The organism is Nonlabens antarcticus (genome assembly GCF_015356755.1).
GTDB classification, from domain to species: domain Bacteria; phylum Bacteroidota; class Bacteroidia; order Flavobacteriales; family Flavobacteriaceae; genus Nonlabens; species Nonlabens antarcticus.
Genome location: NZ_JADFCO010000065.1, coordinates 125,213 through 147,136 on the forward strand (window position 1 = coordinate 125,213; position 21,924 = coordinate 147,136).

23 protein-coding genes are annotated in these 21,924 nt (G+C 38.2%); 10 read left to right on the top strand and 13 right to left on the bottom strand.

The annotated features are described in order from the left end of the window. Window positions 1-16 precede the first annotated feature (16 nt). Entirely contained in the window at window positions 17-745 is a 729-nt protein-coding gene (locus tag IQ282_RS08570; protein ID WP_228547276.1) for a geranylgeranylglyceryl/heptaprenylglyceryl phosphate synthase, read from the bottom strand. Next, entirely contained in the window at window positions 745-1,374 is a 630-nt protein-coding gene (locus IQ282_RS08575; RefSeq protein WP_194851451.1) for a 4'-phosphopantetheinyl transferase family protein, read from the bottom strand. The genes IQ282_RS08570 and IQ282_RS08575 overlap by 1 nt, the downstream gene beginning before the upstream one ends. A gap of 114 nt (window positions 1,375-1,488) precedes the next feature. On the opposite strand from IQ282_RS08575, the gene ahcY reads away from it, so the two are divergent. The 5 genes from ahcY to IQ282_RS08600 all read left to right on the top strand — a co-directional run bounded on the left by ahcY (window position 1,489) and on the right by IQ282_RS08600 (window position 5,579). Beyond that, window positions 1,489-2,805 carry an adenosylhomocysteinase gene (ahcY, locus tag IQ282_RS08580; protein WP_194851452.1) on the top strand — a complete coding sequence of 439 codons (1,317 nt, stop codon included), beginning with the start codon at window positions 1,489-1,491 and terminating at the stop codon, window positions 2,803-2,805. Between the two features lie 76 nt (window positions 2,806-2,881). Beyond that, window positions 2,882-3,097: a hypothetical protein gene (locus IQ282_RS08585; protein ID WP_194851453.1), complete on the top strand. Its 216-nt coding sequence runs from the start codon at window positions 2,882-2,884 to the stop codon at window positions 3,095-3,097. A gap of 112 nt (window positions 3,098-3,209) precedes the next feature. Next, window positions 3,210-4,076: a cation diffusion facilitator family transporter gene (locus IQ282_RS08590; RefSeq protein WP_194851454.1), complete on the top strand. Its 867-nt coding sequence runs from the start codon at window positions 3,210-3,212 to the stop codon at window positions 4,074-4,076. Between the two features lie 770 nt (window positions 4,077-4,846). Continuing rightward, the gene (locus IQ282_RS08595; RefSeq protein ID WP_194851455.1) at window positions 4,847-5,203 is read left to right on the top strand and encodes a hypothetical protein; all 357 of its coding nucleotides are present in this window, start codon (window positions 4,847-4,849) and stop codon (window positions 5,201-5,203) included. Window positions 5,204-5,210: 7 nt separating this feature from the next. Further along, complete coding sequence (locus IQ282_RS08600; RefSeq protein ID WP_194851456.1) at window positions 5,211-5,579, top strand: VOC family protein; 369 nt, start codon at window positions 5,211-5,213, stop codon at window positions 5,577-5,579. Between the two features lie 73 nt (window positions 5,580-5,652). Here the strand turns inward: IQ282_RS08600 and rpmA are convergent, their stop codons facing one another. From rpmA to IQ282_RS08620, 4 genes are all read right to left on the bottom strand, one after another. Continuing rightward, a complete protein-coding gene (rpmA, locus tag IQ282_RS08605; RefSeq protein WP_194851457.1) occupies window positions 5,653-5,916 on the bottom strand; it encodes a 50S ribosomal protein L27 in 264 nt (87 codons plus the stop codon). Between the two features lie 46 nt (window positions 5,917-5,962). Beyond that, window positions 5,963-6,718 carry a 50S ribosomal protein L21 gene (gene rplU / locus IQ282_RS08610; RefSeq protein ID WP_194851458.1) on the bottom strand — a complete coding sequence of 252 codons (756 nt, stop codon included), beginning with the start codon at window positions 6,716-6,718 and terminating at the stop codon, window positions 5,963-5,965. A gap of 92 nt (window positions 6,719-6,810) precedes the next feature. Next, a complete protein-coding gene (locus IQ282_RS08615; RefSeq protein WP_228547277.1) occupies window positions 6,811-7,284 on the bottom strand; it encodes a DUF4199 domain-containing protein in 474 nt (157 codons plus the stop codon). 639 nt (window positions 7,285-7,923) lie between these two features. Then, the gene (locus IQ282_RS08620) at window positions 7,924-8,403 is read right to left on the bottom strand and encodes a DUF4199 domain-containing protein (RefSeq protein WP_228547278.1); all 480 of its coding nucleotides are present in this window, start codon (window positions 8,401-8,403) and stop codon (window positions 7,924-7,926) included. Between the two features lie 177 nt (window positions 8,404-8,580). On the opposite strand from IQ282_RS08620, the gene IQ282_RS08625 reads away from it, so the two are divergent. Continuing rightward, a complete protein-coding gene (locus IQ282_RS08625) occupies window positions 8,581-10,317 on the top strand; it encodes an insulinase family protein (protein ID WP_194851459.1) in 1,737 nt (578 codons plus the stop codon). 8 nt (window positions 10,318-10,325) lie between these two features. After that, window positions 10,326-12,392 (top strand): insulinase family protein, encoded by a 2,067-nt coding sequence (locus tag IQ282_RS08630; RefSeq protein WP_194851460.1) that lies wholly within the window; start codon window positions 10,326-10,328, stop codon window positions 12,390-12,392. Between the two features lie 101 nt (window positions 12,393-12,493). Here IQ282_RS08630 and IQ282_RS08635 read toward each other — a convergent pair whose 3' ends face one another. The 5 genes from IQ282_RS08635 to mutY all read right to left on the bottom strand — a co-directional run bounded on the left by IQ282_RS08635 (window position 12,494) and on the right by mutY (window position 17,147). After that, window positions 12,494-13,405 (bottom strand): DMT family transporter, encoded by a 912-nt coding sequence (locus IQ282_RS08635; protein ID WP_194851461.1) that lies wholly within the window; start codon window positions 13,403-13,405, stop codon window positions 12,494-12,496. 228 nt (window positions 13,406-13,633) lie between these two features. Continuing rightward, window positions 13,634-14,200 (bottom strand): gliding motility lipoprotein GldD, encoded by a 567-nt coding sequence (gldD, locus tag IQ282_RS08640; RefSeq protein WP_194851462.1) that lies wholly within the window; start codon window positions 14,198-14,200, stop codon window positions 13,634-13,636. After that, window positions 14,185-15,492 carry a gliding motility-associated protein GldE gene (locus IQ282_RS08645; RefSeq protein WP_194851463.1) on the bottom strand — a complete coding sequence of 436 codons (1,308 nt, stop codon included), beginning with the start codon at window positions 15,490-15,492 and terminating at the stop codon, window positions 14,185-14,187. The genes gldD and IQ282_RS08645 overlap by 16 nt, the downstream gene beginning before the upstream one ends. A gap of 25 nt (window positions 15,493-15,517) precedes the next feature. Beyond that, window positions 15,518-16,009 (bottom strand): single-stranded DNA-binding protein, encoded by a 492-nt coding sequence (locus IQ282_RS08650; RefSeq protein ID WP_194851464.1) that lies wholly within the window; start codon window positions 16,007-16,009, stop codon window positions 15,518-15,520. A gap of 97 nt (window positions 16,010-16,106) precedes the next feature. Then, window positions 16,107-17,147 carry an A/G-specific adenine glycosylase gene (gene mutY / locus IQ282_RS08655; RefSeq protein WP_194851465.1) on the bottom strand — a complete coding sequence of 347 codons (1,041 nt, stop codon included), beginning with the start codon at window positions 17,145-17,147 and terminating at the stop codon, window positions 16,107-16,109. Window positions 17,148-17,278: 131 nt separating this feature from the next. Between mutY and IQ282_RS08660 the strand changes: the two genes are divergently transcribed. From IQ282_RS08660 to IQ282_RS08670, 3 genes are all read left to right on the top strand, one after another. Further along, window positions 17,279-17,569, top strand: coding sequence for an HU family DNA-binding protein (locus tag IQ282_RS08660; RefSeq protein WP_194851466.1), 291 nt, complete (start codon window positions 17,279-17,281; stop codon window positions 17,567-17,569). 256 nt (window positions 17,570-17,825) lie between these two features. Beyond that, window positions 17,826-19,370, top strand: coding sequence for an Rne/Rng family ribonuclease (locus IQ282_RS08665; RefSeq protein ID WP_194851467.1), 1,545 nt, complete (start codon window positions 17,826-17,828; stop codon window positions 19,368-19,370). Window positions 19,371-19,673: 303 nt separating this feature from the next. After that, a complete protein-coding gene (locus tag IQ282_RS08670) occupies window positions 19,674-20,156 on the top strand; it encodes a regulatory protein RecX (RefSeq protein WP_194851468.1) in 483 nt (160 codons plus the stop codon). A gap of 13 nt (window positions 20,157-20,169) precedes the next feature. Here the strand turns inward: IQ282_RS08670 and IQ282_RS08675 are convergent, their stop codons facing one another. Together IQ282_RS08675 and IQ282_RS08680 are read right to left on the bottom strand one after the other, a co-directional pair. Continuing rightward, window positions 20,170-21,048, bottom strand: coding sequence for a cupin-like domain-containing protein (locus tag IQ282_RS08675; RefSeq protein ID WP_194851469.1), 879 nt, complete (start codon window positions 21,046-21,048; stop codon window positions 20,170-20,172). Between the two features lie 187 nt (window positions 21,049-21,235). Next, window positions 21,236-21,883, bottom strand: coding sequence for a hypothetical protein (locus IQ282_RS08680; protein WP_194851470.1), 648 nt, complete (start codon window positions 21,881-21,883; stop codon window positions 21,236-21,238). Window positions 21,884-21,924 lie beyond the last annotated feature (41 nt).

Consider the following 21,924-nt stretch of genomic DNA (forward strand, 5'->3'; position numbering starts at 1 on the left):
TTCTTTGTTTACAAAACTAACCTATCCAACTCAGATTTTGCTCAATTGCAGTTCCTACAACGACCATTTTGACACCCGCATTAAACCGCTCTTCTATTTCTTTGAGCTCACACAAACCGCCTCCAACGATGACGGGAACGTTAGTCGCTGCGACAACTTTTGAAATAATGTCAACTTTTACCGCTGTGCGTGCACCGCTTCCAGCTTCCAGATAGATCAATTTATTGCCCATAAGATGACCGGCTATTGCAGTATCGATAATGTGTTCTTCTTCATTTTGCGCGATGGGTTTCGTCTCAGAGACTCTAGCAACTGCAGTTTCCACCCCTCCATCCACCAGAATATATGCGGTAGGAATTATTTCAAGTTTTGATTCCCGCAACTTTTCTGCAGCCTTCACTTGCTCGCCTATCAAATACTGGGGATTGCGCCCAGAAATAAGGTTCAGAAACAGTAAGCCATCAGCGTTTTCTGAAATTTGATAATGTGATCCTGGAAATAACAGCAATTCTAGTTGCGTTGTTTTACGAAAAGCTTCTAGCCACTTATCCAGATTGATACTTTCCATCGTGCTACCGCCTATCAAAAATATAATATGGTCTAACTGAAGTTTCCTTTTGAGTTCTGACGTTGTGGTTGACATAGCTTTCGCGAAAGCGGAAAAGTCTTCCATACATAACTTTTCAGGATCTACAAGGATGCCCAGAGTCCGGTTGCAATTGCGCAGACGTTGTAAAATTGACATCAAGTAGCAGGTAAAATGTAAACAAGTGTTGATTCCAGAATTTCCTCAAAACAGGTATCAAATGATAACTGAATGTCCCCAAAATCGATTCTGGAAATAGTGTGTTTATCTTCCATTTTAAAAGGCTCGACTTTACAATGATCGTAAAAACCAAGTCCCTTCTGACCAAGACATTTATACATGGATTCTTTAGCACCCCAAATAACAGTTAGCGGTGATATTTTTTCCACTTGTTGGTCCATAAAATCACGCTCATAATTGACAAATTTTACGGCAATGCGCTCAATTTTGTTACGGCGCTTTTCTATGTCAATGCCAGTGGAAACGTCGCTTATTATTATAGCGGTAAGTTCGTAGCTGTGCGTTATAGAAATATATTTATCATCCATCAAATGTGGTTTGCCCAGATCATCATAATAAAGATCATTGTCGTTGTAACCCGCGTGTAACAATAAGTGTCTAATGCTCAAAAACCCACGGCGGTGCATTTCTGAACTCATGGTAATCAACCGATTAACAGAGTTTTCAGAAAGATCAATTCCCGATCTCAACCACGCTTCTGATTCCGTTACATTCCAGACGTAAACAGTTGTGTTGCTGTGATTTGTTATGGTTTTGATAACAGGCATAAGAAATGGCTTAATTTTCGTAAATTTGCCGTCGCAATTTAAGAATAATAAAAAGCTTTTAAAGTGTTGATTTCTAATGCCATCAACGACCTAAGCATCAATTAAACTATAAAAATGAGTACAAAAACAATTCCTTATACACCTTACAAGGTAAAAGATATTTCTCTAGCGGACTATGGCCGTCTAGAAATTGAGCTTGCAGAAGCTGAAATGCCAGGATTAATGGCGCTACGTGAAGAATATGGTGAGTCAAAGCCTTTGAAAGGTGCACGCATCGCGGGATGTTTACACATGACGATCCAGACTGCCGTTCTTATTGAGACTCTTGTCGCATTAGGAGCAGATGTAACCTGGTCTTCTTGTAATATCTTTTCTACTCAAGATCACGCTGCTGCTGCTATTGCTGCTGCCGGGATTCCAGTATATGCCTGGAAGGGGATGAATGAGGAAGAATTCAACTGGTGTATAGAGCAGACTCTTTTCTTCGGCGAGGATCGCAAGCCGTTGAACATGATTCTTGATGATGGTGGCGATTTGACTAATATGGTTTTTGATGAGTTTCCAGAACTAGCCAAAGGTATTAACGGTCTTTCTGAAGAAACTACTACAGGAGTTCACAGATTGTACGAGCGCATGAAGAATGGAACATTAGTAATGCCAGCAATCAATGTTAACGATTCTGTTACTAAATCTAAATTTGATAACAAATACGGTTGTCGTGAGAGTGCCGTTGATGCGGTACGTCGTGCAACAGACACCATGCTAGCTGGTAAACGCGTTGTCGTTTGTGGTTATGGAGATGTAGGAAAAGGAACTGCCGCTTCATTTAAAGGTGCTGGATCTATTGTTACTGTTACAGAGATCGACCCTATATGTGCATTACAAGCTGTTATGGATGGTTTTGAGGTGAAGCAACTAGAAAATGTGGTAGGTAATGCAGATATTGTAATTACAACCACTGGAAATAAAGATATCATTCGCGGCGAGCATTTTGAAGCGATGCGTGATAAAGTGATTGTTTGTAACATAGGCCACTTTGACAACGAGATTGACGTTTCATTCTTGAATACAAAACACGGTGATACTAAAGTTGAGATCAAGCCACAAGTTGATAAGTACACGATTAACGGTAAGGATATTATACTTCTTGCAGAGGGTAGGTTAGTAAACTTAGGATGTGCTACAGGACACCCTAGTTTTGTAATGAGTAACTCATTTACAAATCAAACGCTAGCTCAAATCGAGTTGTGGACAAACCGCGACGCTTATGAGAATGAGGTATATATGTTACCTAAGCATCTGGACGAAAAAGTGGCTCAATTGCACCTTTCTAGAATGGGAGCTGAATTAACTGTATTGAAAAAAGATCAGGCAGATTACATAGGTGTAGAAGTTACTGGTCCATTCAAGCCGGAATATTACAGATATTAGGAATTTTATCATATATTCCCCAATTAGATAAAAATTTTGCAGTTTCGCTTTCGCGAAAGCTTAATACATACAATTAATGGAAATTAAAGAACAAGCACAAGAATTCATAGGAATGTCTATGAGCAACATGTCTACAAGTGATCGTGTACATGCTTCAAGAAAAGGTAAAGAAATCGTACTTGCTTTAAATGAGATATTTAAGGAAACCAAGAACGATGACATCATGGATCTCATGAAAGAGGTAACCATAAAGAAACAGAAGATAGAAAAGCGTCTCAAGGGACGACCATAATATTAGAAAAGCCTCAAATGATTTGAGGCTTTTTTTATGTCGTATTGCGAGATAAATTCTAAATTGGCTGTTTCGACTATTTCATTGGTCAAGCCTCAAAACACCACTAACAATGAGTTCTTCTAGTACCGCTATTAAAGCCACCTACTTTAGCATTGCTGGCAATACGGCCTTGGCAATAATTAAAGGATTTGCAGGTGTCTTTGGGAATTCCTATGCGTTGATTGCAGATGCCATTGAATCCACAACAGATATTTGTTCCTCGTTACTGGTTTTATTTGGCCTTAAATATGCAAAACGCCCTGCAGATGACAATCATCCTTATGGCCACGGTAAGATTGAGCCCTTAATCACTTTTGTAGTGGTCGCTTTTCTAGTGATCTCTGCCGCAATTATTGCTTATGAAAGCATACAAAATATACAGACCCCTCATAAAGTTCCGGAGTCCTGGACGCTATTTGTTTTAGGTGGGATCATTCTGTGGAAGGAAATCTCATATCGCATTATTATAAAGAAAAGTATAGAAACAAATAGCACTTCCTTAAAAGCAGATGCATGGCACCATAGAAGTGATGCGATAACCTCTATCATGGCGTTTATAGGGATATCCATAGCGCTATTCTTTGGAAAGGGCTGGGAAACGGCAGATGATTGGGCAGCCTTGCTAGCATCGGGATTTATTTTATATAATAGCTATTTGATTTTTAGACCAGCATTAGGAGAAATAATGGATGAGCATCTTTACGATGATCTCATGGAAAAAATACGCGACAAATCAACGGATGTAGAAGGAGTTATTGAAACGGAAAAATGTTTGATCCGCAAGACAGGAATGGAATATTATGTAGATCTGCATGTTATAGTAGATGGAGATATTACCGTACGTAAAGGTCATGACATTGCTCACGATCTGAAAGATTACCTCCAGTCAGAGATAAAAAATATAGGAGATGTTCTCATTCACATTGAACCTAAATAATTTCAGTCTAGTAGTTAGACAATTAGTTTCGTAGCGTGAAAACCACAATTTTTCTGATCCCATAGTCAATATTTCCTTCTTCTTGAAAAACTACACTTACCCTTAAGTGGTGAAAGATGTAGCGAAAACTGACGAGTATTACAGAAGAAGTGAATTAATGCAGTGTGTTTTATAACATTGAATGTTGCTAAACACTTTCAGGCATAAAGAAATTATTATGCTTAAATTTATATAATTATGACGCTTTCGTAAACATCCGTTTCTGACAATAAGTAGCCGTGAAAATTAAACCAGTAAAATCATGATAAAAATTATAACGATATCGGTTTTAGTGTTTTTTACTTTATTGATAGCATTCATCTCAGTCAAGCGTTACAAAAATGAGAATAACGAGAAAATGTGGAGTTTGATGGGATTGAGCGTTGGTTTTTGGAATGGTGTTGTAATAATGGGCATGGGGATTACGATTGTAACCCTGTTAGCATTTAAGGGCTTGTTTTAATAAACCTGAGTTGTATATTTCCAAGTGGAAGGTTCAAATAAGAGAAGCCTAGTTACAATCTATATGACTCATGGGCATTAATGAGTTGACTCAATTAATACAGCCTATCAGTTTAACGATTGAAACTTTGAAGAATTCATACTTATACCTGCAGGATATGATACCCTTAAAGCATCTTAAAGTCGCTTAAATATTATCAATACGAACCATGTTTTGTTTTCTACATAACTCAAACAACAATAACACTCAGTAAAATAAACACTAATTTATGAAAGCCTTTATTCTTCTTCTATTCTCCATTATACTTCTTTCCTCTTGCAACAGCGATTTCCAACGCCAGCAAATAGAAACAGAAAACTTGAGCGGCTTTATAGAGGCCGGGAACTCTTTAGGCGTCTACGGCAATGCTGGGTTAAAGATTTCTCCAGACTCTATACAAATGACCAACTGGCCAGTCACAAGACTTACAGAATCACTTAAAAATGTGATGGACACGGCTATCGTGAGCGAAGGTGGTGCAACAGATGTTTATACTATTCAAATAGCAAATAAAGGCCAACTGGAACAGCGGGTATTTGTGGATTCTCTAATTGCCTTGTTTGCAGAAAAAGGATTAATTAACTAACGCAAGAATGGAAACAATTAAACCTAAAGGAATCCGTCCTTTTATAGGCTGTGCAGATTTTGAAGAAGCTAAAGGGTTTTACCGGCAATTAGGTTTTGTAGAAAACTGGTCAGGTAGTGATATGTCCTATTTTGACCTGAAAGGCTTTGGGTTTTATCTTCAGGATGCTTATGTGCAGGAATGGGTAGAAAATATGATGCTATTTTTAGAAGTTGACAATCTAGAAACCACATTAGAACACTTCAAGTCATTGAATTTAAAGACAAATTTTCCTAAAGTAAGAATATCAGAGATCATCCACAATGATTGGGGCAGTGAGTTCTACTTACATGATCCATCTGGAATCCTGTGGCATATAGGCCAGTTCAATTCATAGTCTGGCCCTTCTGAAATAAAAAAATCCCGACCAGTTAAACCTGATCGGGATTTTGTTTGAAAGGTAACTGGGCTTACGCCTGCGCTACAGGAACAATAGACACATAAGATCTGTTGTTTCTTTTCTTAGTAAACTTTACTTCTCCATCTACATAAGCATGTAAAGTATAGTCTTTACCAGCATATACGTTTTCACCTGGATGGTGTTCCATACCGCGCTGACGAATGATGATGTTACCAGCAATTGCTGCTTGACCACCAAAAATCTTAACACCTAAGCGTTTGGATGCCGATTCTCTTCCGTTTTTCGAACTACCTACTCCTTTTTTGTGAGCCATGATAATTTATTTAAATGTCCCTTAATAATTTGGGAACGGTTATACTTTATTTTTTCTTAAGCAATGCTTTAGCTTGCTTTACCCACTCTTCAGATTCAATCTTCTCACGGGTAATACCATCTATCGCACTCAATTCTTCACGATCTGCAGCTTTAAGTTTGCTGATCTGCTCATAAGTATAAATACCTACCTCGTTTAAGCGAGTTTCATAAGCTGGACCGATACCATTAATCAACTTAAGGTCTTCAGCCTCTGCTTTTGTAGCAGTTCCTATACTATGAAGAACTTTATCGATATTGATTTCAATGTCATGAGCTTCGGCGCTGTGCTCTGCACGTGTCACCATATTCTCACTTACCTCAGCTTCTTTTTTAGCTACTTTACCTTTAGGAGCATCTTTTGCTTTTACAGGAGTTGCTTTTTTGTCAGCAGCTTTTTCAGTTTTCGCTTTCGCGGAAGCGGAATCAGAAGAATCTTTCTTCTTGCTACCATCTAAAGATATGCTTGAAATCTGGATCTGAGACAAATACTGTCTGTGACCGTTTTTCTTGCGGTATCCTTTTCTACGTTTTTTCTTAAAAACGATTACTTTGTCACCTTTAAGATGACCCAGAACTTTTGCTTCTGCAAATGCTCCTACTATAGCTGGGGCGCCGAGTGTGATGTTGTCGCCGTCACCTACAAGAAGTACTTTATCGATGGAAACTGTGTCTCCTTCTTCTCCTTGCAAACGATGTACGAACAACTTCTGATCTTTCTCGATCTTGAATTGTTGCCCTGCTATCTCTACGATTGCGTACATAATGATTAATTAATGTGATTAATTTCGGGCTGCAAATATACTCCTATTGCTTAAATAACCAAAGTTATAAACAATTAATAAACGTTTGAGAGCTAGTGTTTATCGTTCATAGGTTTTTGCTTCTTACGCACCTTCTTTGTATTCCATGACGGCATATAAATAGGCATGATGATCAAAGCACTAACTATGGAAGTAGCAACACCGGACAAGAAAACGAAAACGATAATGGCAAAATCAATACCGCTACCTGCAATGGTAATTTGCTCTTTTAAACTTTCAGCCAGTTCTGGTCTGATCTGAATTAAATATAACGCCATGAATATTGTGAATATCGTCGTTCCTATCAAGCCTGAAAGAAAACCTGCCGTAAAACCATTCATATATTCAAAATGCTCTTTATCTAACCTGTAGATATCCCGTACGGCTAAGATGATCCCACCTCCAGTAAGTATGGCATTAAAAAAGGATAAAAAGACAACATCAGCATATCCCAAAAGATCAATGATCAAGAAATAACAGATTAATGAGGCTGCAATGTAAATTCCGTACTTGAAATAATTATTCATAAGTCTGAGTCAATATTAATCCTAGGTAAAAATAAACCATTTAATAGATTTTGTAAATACTTTAAGTTACCACCTATTAGCATTTCTTGACAAGCTAGTCAAATTAGTCGTTAGTAACAATCCTATTATTTACAACCTGTAAAGATTGAAATATGTAAAAGGAAGCTCACAATACCTACTCTATTTTGAATTCTGATGGTATTATCTGATGGTATTAAAAGTACAAATAAGACGAAATCTTGCTGACAACTTAGTTTAATTCCTAATAGGAACAGCTTATATAAAATATGTACAACGTCGAGTAAAATGAATCTAAATGCAGCCTTTGATTGAAATCATAGCTTTATAAACAGCTATTTTCCAACGATAATTGAAAAAGCCAGCAAGACTTTGGTCAATAAATCACGTTTAATTCTAAGCTTTCTCCAGTAATTCAAATATGTGGCGAAATTAGAAAAACTCAAATCAATTGAGTATTTCAGTTTCTAAGTGAATGGTCGTAAATAATTAATAGAACATACTAAAGACAATATCTATTCTAATAATAAGTACTGTTAATAAGGATCTGTTCAGTTTTTAAAACAAGACTGGAAATCAACTATCCCATCAGACTTGGAACGCTATCATGTATAAACGCAACTATTTCTCGTCGTTCATGGGATCTTGTTCTTTACGCACTTGACGAGTGTTCCAGGATTGCTTATAGATAGGGATAATAATTAATGAAGACACCACACTAGTGGCTAACCCTGAAAGGAAAATAAACATTAACATGGCAACTTCAACCCCATAGCCTGCAACTGTGATTTCATTCTCTAATTGTTGAGCTAGGTCTGGATTGATCTCAAAAATGTAAACAGCCATGAAAATGGTGTAAATCACGGTTGCTATAAACCCTGCCTTGATACCAGCTAGAAAACCCTCCATATATTCAAAAGTCTCCTTATTATGCTGGTAAGAATCGCGTATGACAAAAAATAATCCAGCACCGGTAATTACAGCATTAAAAAAAGATAGGTAAATTTCTGCACCATAACCTAGCATATCAATGATCAGAAAATAAACGATCAGAGCGGCAGCAATTAAAAGAGCGTATTTATTAGTATTTGATTTTTTCATAAAATTAAATCGATTGGTAGGGGCTAAAATTCGGTTATCTGCTCATTTTCTCCTAGTGTTTTCAACTTACTTTAACGGAATTTCCTTTTCCAGCACCTATTTTTGAAAAGCTTTGCCAATTATGTAACATCTATTGGAAATTTAGCACTTATACCTAAGAATCGTAAAAATAGAAAAATGAATAAAATTATTTTAAGTCTGGCAGCAGCTCTTGTTTCTGTCGTGGGGTTTTCCCAAAAGGTAGAATTTACGGAATATGACCTGCCCAACGGACTGCATGTTATTCTTCACCAGGAAAATGCAGCTCCAGTAGTTACTGTAGGTGTAATGTATCAAGTAGGTGCTAAGGATGAAGATCCAGGACGCACGGGATTTGCTCACTTCTTTGAACATTTGCTTTTTGAAGGTACAGAAAACATTGAACGTGGTGAATGGTTCAACATTGTAGCCGCAAATGGTGGTAGTAACAATGCAAACACTACACAAGATCGTACCTATTACTATGAAACCTTTCCTTCTAACAAACTAGAACTAGGTTTATGGATGGAAAGCGAGCGTATGCTTCAGCCTAAGATTGAACAAATAGGTGTTGATACTCAAAACGAAGTTGTAAAAGAGGAAAAACGTCAACGTATTGATAACGCTCCATATGGTGCCATTATTTACCGTACGGGTATTGATAAGCACTTATTTAAGAAGCATCCATACGGGCAATCTGTAATAGGTTCCATGGAAGACTTAAACAATGCAAAACTTTCAGAATTTCAGGCATTCAACAACAAGTTCTATAATCCTAACAATGCAACACTTGTAGTTGCTGGAGATATTGATGTTAAGGATACTAAAAAAATGATTGAAGATTATTTTGGTACTATCGAGAACAAGTCTGATCGTACAGATCGTAAAGTCATTGTGGAAGATCCTATTACTGAAACGCGTTATGCGACAGAATACGATGCAAATATCCAGATTCCTGCAAAGATCTTCTCCTATATTACTCCTAAGTCCATAGATCGTGATGCTTACGTTCTAGATTACATCTCTCAGGTTTTAACTGGTGGTGCTAGTTCTAGAATGCAGAAGCGTATGGTAGAGGATGAAAAAATTGCTTTTCAGGTTTTAGCATTTAATTCTGCCAGCCAGGATTATGGGACATATACTATGGGCGCTCTTGCAAAAGGTGACACGGAATTAAATACACTGGCCAAAGTAATGGATGAGGAAATTAAGAAACTACAAACAACCTTAATTTCAGAACGTGAGTATCAGAAGTTGCAAAATCAATTTGAAGCTAACTACGTAAGCTCAAATTCTCGTGTAGAGGGTATTGCGGCATCACTAGCTACTTATAACATGTTACAAGGTGATACAGACCGTATCAATAAAGAGTTAGAGATTTACAAAAGCATAACTCGTGAGGATATAAAACGAGCGGCTAATCAGTATTTGAAGCCTAATCAACGATTAGAATTAGATTATCTAGTTGGAGAAGCTCCAGGAGATATGGATAAAGCAGCAGCAGATGTAGACGCTATGAAAAAAGAAATGATGGCAACTAAAACTGATAAAATGTCTGACAAAATATTTTTTGATTTAGATAAGGCAAGTTTAACTGCTAGTTCTAAAATGGAACTTGATAAAATGGCAGCAGTTATGAATCAAGATGCAACATTGATGCTAACAGCAGAGACCTATACAGATATACGCGGTACAGATTCTTACAATCTTTCATTGTCACAAAAACGTTCTGATGCAGTAATAGCATATTTAGTTGCTAAGGGTGTTTCAAAAGACAGATTGAAAGGAACAGGAAAAGGAGAAGCAAATCCAGTGGTAGATTGTAGCAGCGGTGATTGTACAGCGCAACAATACGAACAATCAAGAAGAACTGAATTTACCATCACAAAAAAATAATTCAACAAATGAAAAAGCATATCATATTAGTAATGGCAGTTCTATTTATAGGAACATCTGCCATAGCACAAATTGACAGAACAAAAATTCCAGAATCAGGACCTACTCCAGAAATTAATCTGGGCGAGCCTTATTCTTTTGACCTTAAAAACGGGCTTCAGGTTTTAGTGGTAGAGGATACAAAATTACCAACGGTAAGTTTTAGCCTTGATTTGAACAATCCTCCAATTGTGGAAGGAAATAAAGCGGGTGTCCAGTCATTGACAGGATCTATAATGGGTAAAGGAACTACTAAAACTCCTAAAGAGAAGTTCAATGAGGAAGTTGATTATTTAGGAGCGAGCATATTTGTAGGTACTGGTGGCGGTGGCGCTTCCACACTTTCTAAATATACAGATCAAGTAATGGCAATGTTTGCCGAGGCTGCTTTACACCCTAACTTCACTCAAGAAGAGCTGGACACAGAAAAGTCTCAGCTTATCGAGGGGATCAAGTCTGGGGAAAGTAGTGCTGCTGCAATTGCAGGCAAAGTGCGCAACGCATTAGCTTACGGTAAAGGTCACGCAGCTGGAGAGTTTGCTACAGAAGAGAGTATCAACACTGTAAATCTAGCAGATGTTAAACAATTCTACTCAGATTACTTCGTGCCTAACAAGGCGTACCTATTGATTAGTGGAGACATTGACAAAAAGGATGCTAAGAAGATGGTGGAAAAGTATTTTGGAAAGTGGAAGGCTAAGGATGCTCCTAAAGCAGCCTTGCCAGAAGTTATGGACGTTGCTACAACAGAGATTGACTTTATTGATGTTCCTAACGCAGTGCAGACTGAACTTGCAGTAATCAATACTTCAGAGCTTAAAATGAGCGATAAGGATTATCATGCTGCTCTTGTAACTAACTACATTTTTGGTGGTGGATTCGGTTCTTATTTGAATATGAATTTACGTGAGGCAAACGGGTGGACTTATGGTGCTGGATCTTCTCTAGGAGCTGGGAAAGATTATAAATCTACTTTTCGTGCGACGACTAAAGTGCGTAACGAAGTTACAGATAGTGCGATCGTAGAAACATTTAAAGAATTGAATCGCATCAAAACTACTTATGTAGATGATGAGGTTTTGGCTAATGCCAAAGCAAAATTCTTAGGAAGTTTTATCATGTCTTCAGAAGATAAGTCCGTTGTTGCAAATCGTGCAATTACTATTCGTACAAATGATTTGGACGAAGACTTCTACAAGGATTTCATTGCTAACATAAATGAAGTGACTAAAGAAGATGTAAAGCGTGTTGCCAACAAATACTTCAAAACAGAGAATATGCGCGTTGTTGTCGTTGGTAAAGCAGGCGATATATTAGAATCATTAGAAACAATGAAGGTTAATGGCAAAAATGTGCCTATCAAATTTTATGATAAAGATGCTAACGTTGCAGAACGTCCATCAACTATTGCCATTCCAGAAGGAACTACGGTAAACACTGTTTTTGCAGATTATATCAAGGCTATAGGTGGTCGTGATAATGTTGACGCTGTTAATTCAACTGCTTATGTAGGGTCAAGCACGACACCTATGGGAGAATTGATCTTAAACGTGAAGAAAACTAATGATGGTAAGTACAGCCAGACGGTAAGCGTGGGTGGTAATGTTGTTCAAAAGCAAGTTTATGTAAATGGTAAAGGAAACGCCAGCGGTATGCAGGGCAGCCAGGAAATTACCGGAGAGCAATTAAAAGCATTGGCAGATGAAGCTGCACTATTCCCAGAATTCACAAGTCCAGATCAAGGAGAATTGGTCGGTGTAGAAATGATGGGTGATAAAAAAGTGTATGTTATCAAATGGAGCGATACAAAGAAAACGTATTATGATATGAGTACTGGTTATCTAGTGGCTCAAGAAAATACTGCTGAGGCTCAAGGACAAAAGTTCACTACAATGATCAAGTTTGATAACTATAAAGAAGTTAAAGGCGTAAAATACCCGATGACTATTATACAAAGTCTTTCTGGTCGTGACATGAGATTTGACATCAATACCTTGAGAGTCAATGAAGGTGTTACTGATGCCGATTTTGAATAAACAGTTTGCCGAAAGTCAAGTTTAACTATTTTAAAAGCGCGATAGTTTACAGAGCGTTTATTTAGAAAGTAAAGCTTTAAAAGTAAATCTAAAACCAGTCTCTACACAGAGACTGGTTTTTTGTTTTCTCTGGTTACTAGAATCACAGCTAGAATGATCACTCCAGTGGCAACTGCTTGCCAGGTGGTGAATTTCTCACCATCCAGCGTGCCCCACGTTAATCCTATGATAGGCATGAGATAGGTAACACTGCTCGCAAAAACGGGAGACGTCATCTGGATCAGTTTATTGAACATGATTTTAGCGGCAACAGTTCCGAAAACGCACAGGATTAGAATGAATCCTAAACTTCTCAAAACAGGTTGTGATGTGAACTCTAAGTTTGCTCCATCAGCTGATAGAAATACGATGATAGCTAGTGGCAATATGAAAACAAAGTTTGCGGTGGCAATCGCTAGGGGTTTTATATTTTGAAGATATCTCTTAATGATATTGACATTGCTTGCATAACAGCAGCAAGCTATTAAAACGAAACCAGCAAAAAGATAATTCTGTTCTGGACTACCGCTCATTCCAGCAAGCACTAATCCTACAGCACCGCACAAACCGATAATGACACCTAACAACTGCCTTTTAGAGAAGCTAATCCCAAAAACGATTGCTCCTAAAATTAATGTAATCAGCGGTACGGTAGAATTTAGAATCGCACTGACGGCACTATCAATTTCGGTTTGAGCATAAGCAAATAGAAATGCAGGGAAGAAGGTTCCCAGCAAACCTGATAATGCTAACCAAGGCCAGTCTTTGCGTTTTACTTTCGCGAAAGCGTTCCAACCTATGGAGATCAATATAACGCCTGAAATCATGGTACGTAGTGCGCCTACTTGCAAGGGTTGTAATACTAAGTCACCCTCTGCATTCTGTCCCAATGCCTTTTTGATCAGTATAAACGAGGTTCCCCAGATAATGCTGAGAATGACTAGATAAACGTACTTGAGTCTGGATTCTTTCATGGTCCTATTTGTGGGCTGCAAAGGTCATCTAAAACAAAGGAATAAGGTGTTCTTCTTTAACATGAAACCAACCTCAATGAGGAAGGCTAAATTTGTGAAATAAGATCGTTTGATGGAATCAATATCAGAGGTAAGATTAGAAGACATCTTATATTATGTGCGACCTTTTCCTAACGCTTTAAAGCTGATAAAAAAGAATTTAGATTGAGTTTATGAACGAACCCTATTTCAATCCTTCCATTTCAAACTCTCCATCATTTTTATCATGTCTTGCTTCACATATTCCACGGCAGGAAGAATGGAGTCGTAGTAAGGTTCTCTATTAAAATAGAGGGAAGCGGTCAAGAAATTACGCGTGCTGTCTGTAACATAAAACTGTACGTTTGATGCAGCATTCCCTTCTACCTGGTATAACATACCATAGGCCTTCCTGTCTGGATTGACATACGGATTCTCACTTATAGCATCTGCCATTTGATTGTGAGTATAGGACAGTTTTTGACCATCAATTAAAAGCTGCCGTAAATTAGTATCGACCACTCTATGATTCAAAAAAACGGTAGCATCCATATCTGGATAAGTTAGGGTCATTGAGCAATCATCCTTGCTTATAACAACCACTTTATCATTTACTTCAATAGAATAAGAACAGTCCGTGTCCACTGTTTTATAAGTAGCAGCAGCATATTGAAGCGCTAGTTGTGCATTAGGTTTAGGAACGGTCTCGTTCTCGCCACAGCTGGAAAGCACGGTAAGTAGTAAAAAAATGAATATAATTTTTAAGGAGTCGTACATTTAATTTGCTTGATGCGTTTCTTGTCCATAGATTCTATCAAAAACGTGAATTTCTCAAAAATTACTTTATCCAGCTTGCGTGGGAAATGTCCGGTTTGTTCTAGTAAAAAACCGGCAACAGTTTCTGATTCACCTTTGGCATTTTCAAATAGCAGTAGGGTTTCATCTTCAAACCCCATAATGCGATAAAAGTCTTTTATGGAAGTTTTTCCTTCAAAAATGTAGTTGTTATCATCGATTTTACTGTAAATCAGATTCTCATCATCAAACTCATCACTTATGTCCCCTACAATTTCTTCAATGATATCTTCTAACGTAATTAACCCACTAGTTCCTCCATATTCATCCACAACAATCGCAAGATGCTTTTTCTGTTCCTGAAAATCCTGTAGCATATCATCCAGCTTTTTATTTTCTGGAACAAAGTAAGCTTCCCTCAATAATTTAGTCCATTCAAAATTCTTACGGTCAATATAAGGCAGCAGGTCTTTTACATAAAGAACACCTGTAATATTGTCCATACTTTCCTTAAAAACTGGAATACGTGAGTAGCCATTACTAATAACTCTAGGCACAATCTCTCTAAACGTGAGATTTTCATCCAGGGCAAAAACGTCGGTACGGTTGCGCATTACATTCTTAGTATCTGTATTTCCAAAACTAACAATACCTTGAAGTAGTTGTTGCTCCTCATCTGTAGTATCGTTATCATCTGTAAGCTCTAAGGCCTGAGATAGTTGTGACACAGTAATGTTAGATTTCTTGCTTCCTAACCTGTCTTGAATTTGCAAAGTCACATAGCGCATGGGAAGACTCATAAAACTCAAGAGCTTGTCCAGAATATTAAGAGGTATCGCCATAAAGTTTGCAAAACCTATAGGGTTTCTATTCGCATAAACTTTAGGAAAGATCTCGCCAAATAATAATATCAAAAAAGTGACTACTCCTACTTCCAGCGCAAACCTGATGTAATTGTTCTCAATACCACTGAACCATACTTCAGCCAGAATGCTGAAAATCAAAACAGAGGTGATATTGATAGCGTTGTTAGCAATCAATATAGTTGCTAGTAGTTTTTTGGGACGATCTAATAACTTAGCTATTATCTCCCGTTTCGGGAATCTAGAATCCATCTCATCCCGCTCTGTAGTACTCAGTGAAAATACGGCAACCTCTGCGCCACTAATGAGCGCGCTGCAAACCAGCAATAAAATAAATGCGACCAGATAAATGATCTGTTCTGGCTGTGCTAATAAAAAGAACTGCGCTAAGGGCAATGGGTCAGGATCCAATTTCTAGATTTTGATTTCAAATTGATTAAAACGGCAGTCCGTCATCGTCGTTATTATCTACTGCAGGCGCAGCTGGCGCTTGCTGTTGCGGCTGGCGAGCTGCATCATTAGTACCTGTAGACTGACTTTGTGCCGGTGTATTCCCACTTGAAGAATTTTCTCCGGTGGGGTTATTTTCGTTCTTTGGCGTTAAGAATGTAAACTCTTGTACCTGAATCTCTGTTGTGTAGCGCTGCTGTCCATCCTCACCAGTCCATTGACGGGATTTTATACGGCCTTCAACATAAACCTTATCACCTTTATGTAGGTATTTTTCACAAACCTCTGCCGCCTTATTACGAACGACACAATTGTGCCATTCTGTATTAGAAACGCGCTCACCAGTGGTACGATTCACATATTCTTCATTTGTAGCAAGCGGGAAACGTCCTATGCAATTACCGCCATCAAAATACTTCATTTTGACCTCGTCGCCTGTATGGCCTATGAGCATCACTTTGTTTAAGGTTCCTGCCATGATTAGTCTGTATTGGTTTTATAGAGTTTACAAATATAGAAAAAGCACGCGCCATCCACATAGATAATACGATGTTAAACAGCACGTTCCGTTCTGGTTATTCCGGCCAGAATTCCGTCATGAAGCGATCCATCAGCACGTGCAAGGGCTTAGCTTTTGCGACAGCAACATCAATAGCGTGATCCATTTCTGCTTCCGTTTCAACGATCCAGAAATAAGCATGAATCTTGCGATGACTCAATTTGTGAATAATGGGCTGCTGATTGTAACCGCTTTCGCGAAAGCGAACATCACCATAAACACTCAGGAATTCTTGAGATCTGGTTAATTCCCGAGGCAATAATGCGCCGTCGGATTCCACAAATGGAAACTCATATAACCCAGCCCAAATACCAGATTGCGGGCGCTCCTGTAAGACCGTCTTTCCTGATGGTGTAATAGTAACCAGATAATGATGGTGTAAGCTCAAAACTTTAGTCTTCTTAATTTTCACCGGCAATTCTGCAATCCTATTCTGATTTAAAGCAATGCAATCTGTTTGAAAAGGACATATCGCACAGACAGGGTTTTTAGGAACGCACTGCAGCGCACCGAATTCCATGATGGCCTGATTATACTGGGCAGGGTTTTCTGGATCGATCAACTCGTTAGCCAGTTTTTTGAACTCTTTAATACCCTCCGTAGAATTAATAGGTAAGGAGATCCCGTATATTCTGGAAAGTACCCGGTAAACATTCCCGTCAACTACAGCAACCACCTCATTATAGGCAAAACTAGCTATTGCTGCCGCTGTATATTCTCCCACTCCCTTTAAATCAAGCAACTTTTTAAAGTTTTTAGGGAAATTACCGTTGTTATCGACAATTTGTAATGCCGCCTTCTGTAAATTTCTGGCTCTTGAATAATAACCTAAACCCTGCCATAGCTTTAATACATCCTCTTGTGGCGCCGCCGCAAGATCATGAACTGTAGGAAAGGTTTCCACAAACTTATTATAATAGGGCAACCCCTGACTCACACGGGTTTGCTGTAAAATTATCTCGCTGAGCCAGATGCGATAAGGATCAGAAGTATCACGCCACGGTAAGGACCTTTTGTGGTTATCGTACCAATTAATCAAGGGTTGGGAAAAGTTCATAAGAGAGGAATGTACTACGGGAAAAGAGATATGTTCTTAAAATTTAATCAATTAGGGATTTTAGATTTGTTTAATGGACTATCTTTGCACCCTGTTTCATAAACCCCTAATTATAAATTTAAACAGTAATAATGACTAAAGCAGATATCGTATCGAAAATTTCAGATAAACTGGGAATGGAGAAGACTGAGGTGCAAGCGGCAGTTGAATCTTTTATGGATGAAGTAAAAGGATCTCTAGAAACTGGAGAGAATGTTTACCTACGCGGTTTTGGTAGCTTTATTGTAAAGACAAGAGCTGAAAAAACTGGACGTAACATTTCCAAGAATACTACCATAAAAATTCCTGCTCACAATATCCCAGCCTTTAAACCGGCCAAAGTATTTGTAGAAGGAGTGAAAACAAACGTTAAAGTAAAGTAAAATATAAGAGATATGCCAAGCGGTAAAAAAAGAAAAAGACATAAGGTAGCGACCCACAAACGTAAAAAGCGTCGTCGCGCAAACCGTCACAAGAAGAAAAAGTAGTCTCGTACTACTTTTTCTTTTTATACGTTCTTTGACATAGGGTTGCAATGTTCAACCCGCACGGAAGGTGAGTTTCATAGAAAACTCACCCTATATTATGTATAATATATTCAACCTATATATCCATAGGCTGGATTAAATAATTGGAATCATGGATAAAGAAATTATTATCCGTTCCGGTGCTACGAAAATCGATTATGCACTTACCAAAAATGGTAGACTGATCGAATTACATAAAGATGAGGAAGAAAATAAGTTTGCAGTAAGCGATATTTTTATTGCCAAAACTCGCAAGGTTCTGTCCGGTCTCAACGCATCATTTGTTGATGTAGGATATGAAAAAGATGGTTTTTTACACTATCATGATCTAGGACCGCAGTACCTCACACAACTTAAATTCACCAAACAAGTCTTGAGCGGTAGACTCAAGAACTACGCTCTTAAAGACATAAAAGTCGAGAAAGAACTCGAGAAAAGCGGCTCAATATCTGACGTCGTTGATCCTAACCAGCCTGTACTTGTACAGGTAGTAAAAGAACCCATATCCACAAAAGGACCTCGCTTAAGTGCAGAGTTATCCATTCCTGGACGTTATGTGGTTCTTGTGCCATTCTCAGACCGTATCTCTATCTCTCAGAAAATTGAGGATAAAGAAGAAAAGAGCAGACTTAAAAGACTTGTCAAAAGCATTAAACCTGACGGTTTCGGTGTCATTGTGCGCACCGTTGCAAAAGGTAAATTAGTAGCAGAACTGGATCAGGATCTAACTAATCTTATGACTCGCTGGGAAAACATGTGCAGTAAATTAAACCGCGCCAGTTATCCCACAAAAGTGATGTCAGAAGTAAGCCGTACCAATTCCCTCATGCGTGATGTCTTTAATGACAGCTACACATCCATAGTTGTGGATGATGAGGAAGTATGCAATGAAATCAAGGATTACCTAAAGACCATTGCCCCACACAAAGAAAATATCGTAAAATATAACAATCCCAAAGTTCCCATTTTTGAAAAGCATGGGATCGAACGTCAGATCAAAACATCATTTGGCCGTACCGTATCAATGAGTAAAGGTGCATACCTTATCATAGAACATACAGAAGCCATGCATGTGATAGACGTTAACTCTGGTAACAGGTCCAACAAGGCAGACAGCCAGGAGGAAACCGCACTAGAGACAAACATGATTGCGGCGACAGAGATCGCCCGTCAGTTAAGATTGCGCGATATGGGTGGAATTATCGTGGTCGATTTTATCGATATGCGTAAAGTCGAAAATCGCAAAAAGCTCTATGAGCACATACGTGATGAAATGGCTGATGAACGCGCCAAACACAAGATACTTCCCGTTTCAAAATTTGGCTTGATACAAATCACGCGCCAGCGTGTGCGTCAGGAAGTTAACATCAAGACCCGCGAGGAAAATCCTGATGGCGATGGAACTGGCGAGATACAAGCTCCTATTCTGGTGATTCAAGAAATTACCGAAGCTCTGGAACGTCACTTGAAATCAGGACTCAAAAAGGTAACGCTACATGCACACCCTTTTGTGGCCGCATTTATAACTAAAGGATATCCATCCGTTAGGTCTAAGTGGTTTGTAAAACACAAAAAATGGATCAAGGTCATGCCTAGAGATGCCTACACCTTTCTGGAATTTCATTTCACAGATAAGGACGGCAAGGAATTATCCTAAAATTATCAAACGCCTACAGGCTCGACTTGTAGGCGTTTTTTTGTTATCTTTTTTTTTGCTTTCGCGGAAGTTTAATAATTTCAGAATTCTGTTTTCAAATAGATACAAATTAACAATCTCATTAGGAATAATGATCTTGACAAACAACTGGCTTGTTTATCGCCATGCTTAGGCTCCGCTAGTCAACTAGGCCTAAACTCACTGACAAATTATTTTTGATTCTAAAGTCAATCCATTGAAGAATGGCTCCGCTAAGTCATTTATTGTAATGACGATTGAAGGATAAATCCCTAATTTCACGCCATGAACCAACCACAAAAATCTTATTCCGTTGAAGAAGCTACTCGCGCGGCAGAACATTTTTGTGCCTATCAGGAGCGTTGCCATCAAGATGTGGAACGCAAACTTAAAAAAATAGGAATGATCGATGATGCCATTGATCAGATCATACCGCACCTACTACAGCATAACTTCCTGAATGAAACCCGATTTGCTAAGGCTTTTGCGGGTGGAAAATTCCGCATAAAGAAATGGGGAAGAGTGAGGATCGTGCGCGAACTAAAGATGCGCGGTCTTAATAAACGTACCATCGATATAGGTCTGGCAGAGATTTCCGATAGTGATTACTATGAGACTTTAGAAACGCTTTCGCGAAAGCGAAACAACCAACTTACCAGTGAAACTAACAAATACAAGCGTCGCAAAAAGCTTGCGGATTATTTATTATATCGTGGGTGGGAGTCGCATTTAGTTTATGCTAAAGCAGTGGAGTTAGTTCCAGATTAATTTCTAAAAGGCGTCAATCCTGATTGATATTCAAGCGTTTGTGAGTGCGAGTAATCGCCTGCTCGTTCTTGTAATCGATCCAGTCCTGCCCTTTCCAGCGGCGCATCAAATTGTCGTAATGGCGCATGATTCCTATATTATATAACGCCTTACCTAAGTTTTTGATCTTTCTAGGGTAAGATCGCAAACTGATGGAGAATCCTGGATTCAAATAATGCATAAAATGCCAATAGCCTTCTGGCATGTACAACATCTCTCCATGATTGAGTTCACAAACATGACCTTGCGCTTCTTTCAAAGCCGGCCATTTCGCAAGATCTGGATTGCTAAAATCAATATCCTCGCGGGTGATTAACGCGTTAGGGATTTTATACATGTATTTAGATTGCGATGGATCCATAATGATGCAACGCTTTTTACCGTGAAAATGAAAGTGTAGAATATTAGTGAAATCAATGTCGTAATGCATGAACACTTTTGAGTCTGTCCCACCAAAAAACATCATAGGCAATCCCTTAATCAACTTCATACCCAGGTCTGGATATTTGAAGTCGGTTTGCAACTGCGGGACTTCCTTCATGATATTGTAGAGGAAGATTCTAAAATTTGTAGGGCCTTTTTTAAGAAGATCAATATATTCTGACATCTTCATAGTGGCATGCGCCTGGTTGAAACCCTCATCGTGTTTAACGGGACGATCATCATACAGCGGCACCGTTTTATCGCCAGCAATATTGTTGATGTATTTCAGATTCCACTTTTCATAAGCGGGCCAGTCCTGAGTCAATTGCTCGATCACAACCGGTTTTTGAGGTTTTAGATAGTTCTTTATAAACTCTTCTCTGGAAAGGGTTTTAAATCTGGGTATTTCTGTAAGATTCAACTGACTCATAATGCAAATGTAAAAAGTTGCCTTGAATTATCTTAAGGACTTACATACTATTATATATGGGAGTTACCTACAAATTGATGAAAGAGAATAAACATAAATCAATCTGCAACATTGCCGAATTATTTTTAGTTAATCCTACAGTTTTTGAGATTCCGATTTGGGATTTTAATTACGAACAAAAACGATATTATGTCACTGCAATCAATTCATAATTGTGAATACCTTCTTGTAAGGCATTTTTACTGATTAAAGGAAAATGCTCCATGTGATTAAAACCAAACGAATTTCCATTCATAAAAAGTGGTGCAAATTGCCCCTGAATTTGAAATAAGATTCCGACATCTACTAAATTAACGTCCTCACAATCTAATTCATTAGCTTCTTCAGACAGTGGATGGCAAACGATATACTCGTAAAAAACACTATCCATACCTTCAAACATTTTTTCGATTCTACTTTTACCCAGACCGCTTATTTTGCCTACCATTCTGTCCCATCGGGACTTTTCTTTTTTAATTTCTGTTGGATTGCTAATTGGTTCTTTAAAATAAATTAATGTTCGGACGATTTTGAGATTAGTTATAAGTCCTCTCCTGATCAACAATTTTGCATTTTTTGATGTAGTGTATATCTCATTAATTTTCTTTATTTCCATTGTCATCACTTCATCACAACTGTTGGGAGATGCAGCGATTTCCGGAATACACTCTAAAGAGATATAATAGTCATCGAATTCAATGATGATTTTTATGAATTCTAACCAAATTCGTCGTGGCTTTGAATTGGCTAATTCTGTAATAATGTTTTTTTCCTCTTCATTAAATAAGTATTGCATTCTTTAAAATTCAAATTAATTAAGACAGAAGAAAACTTTAA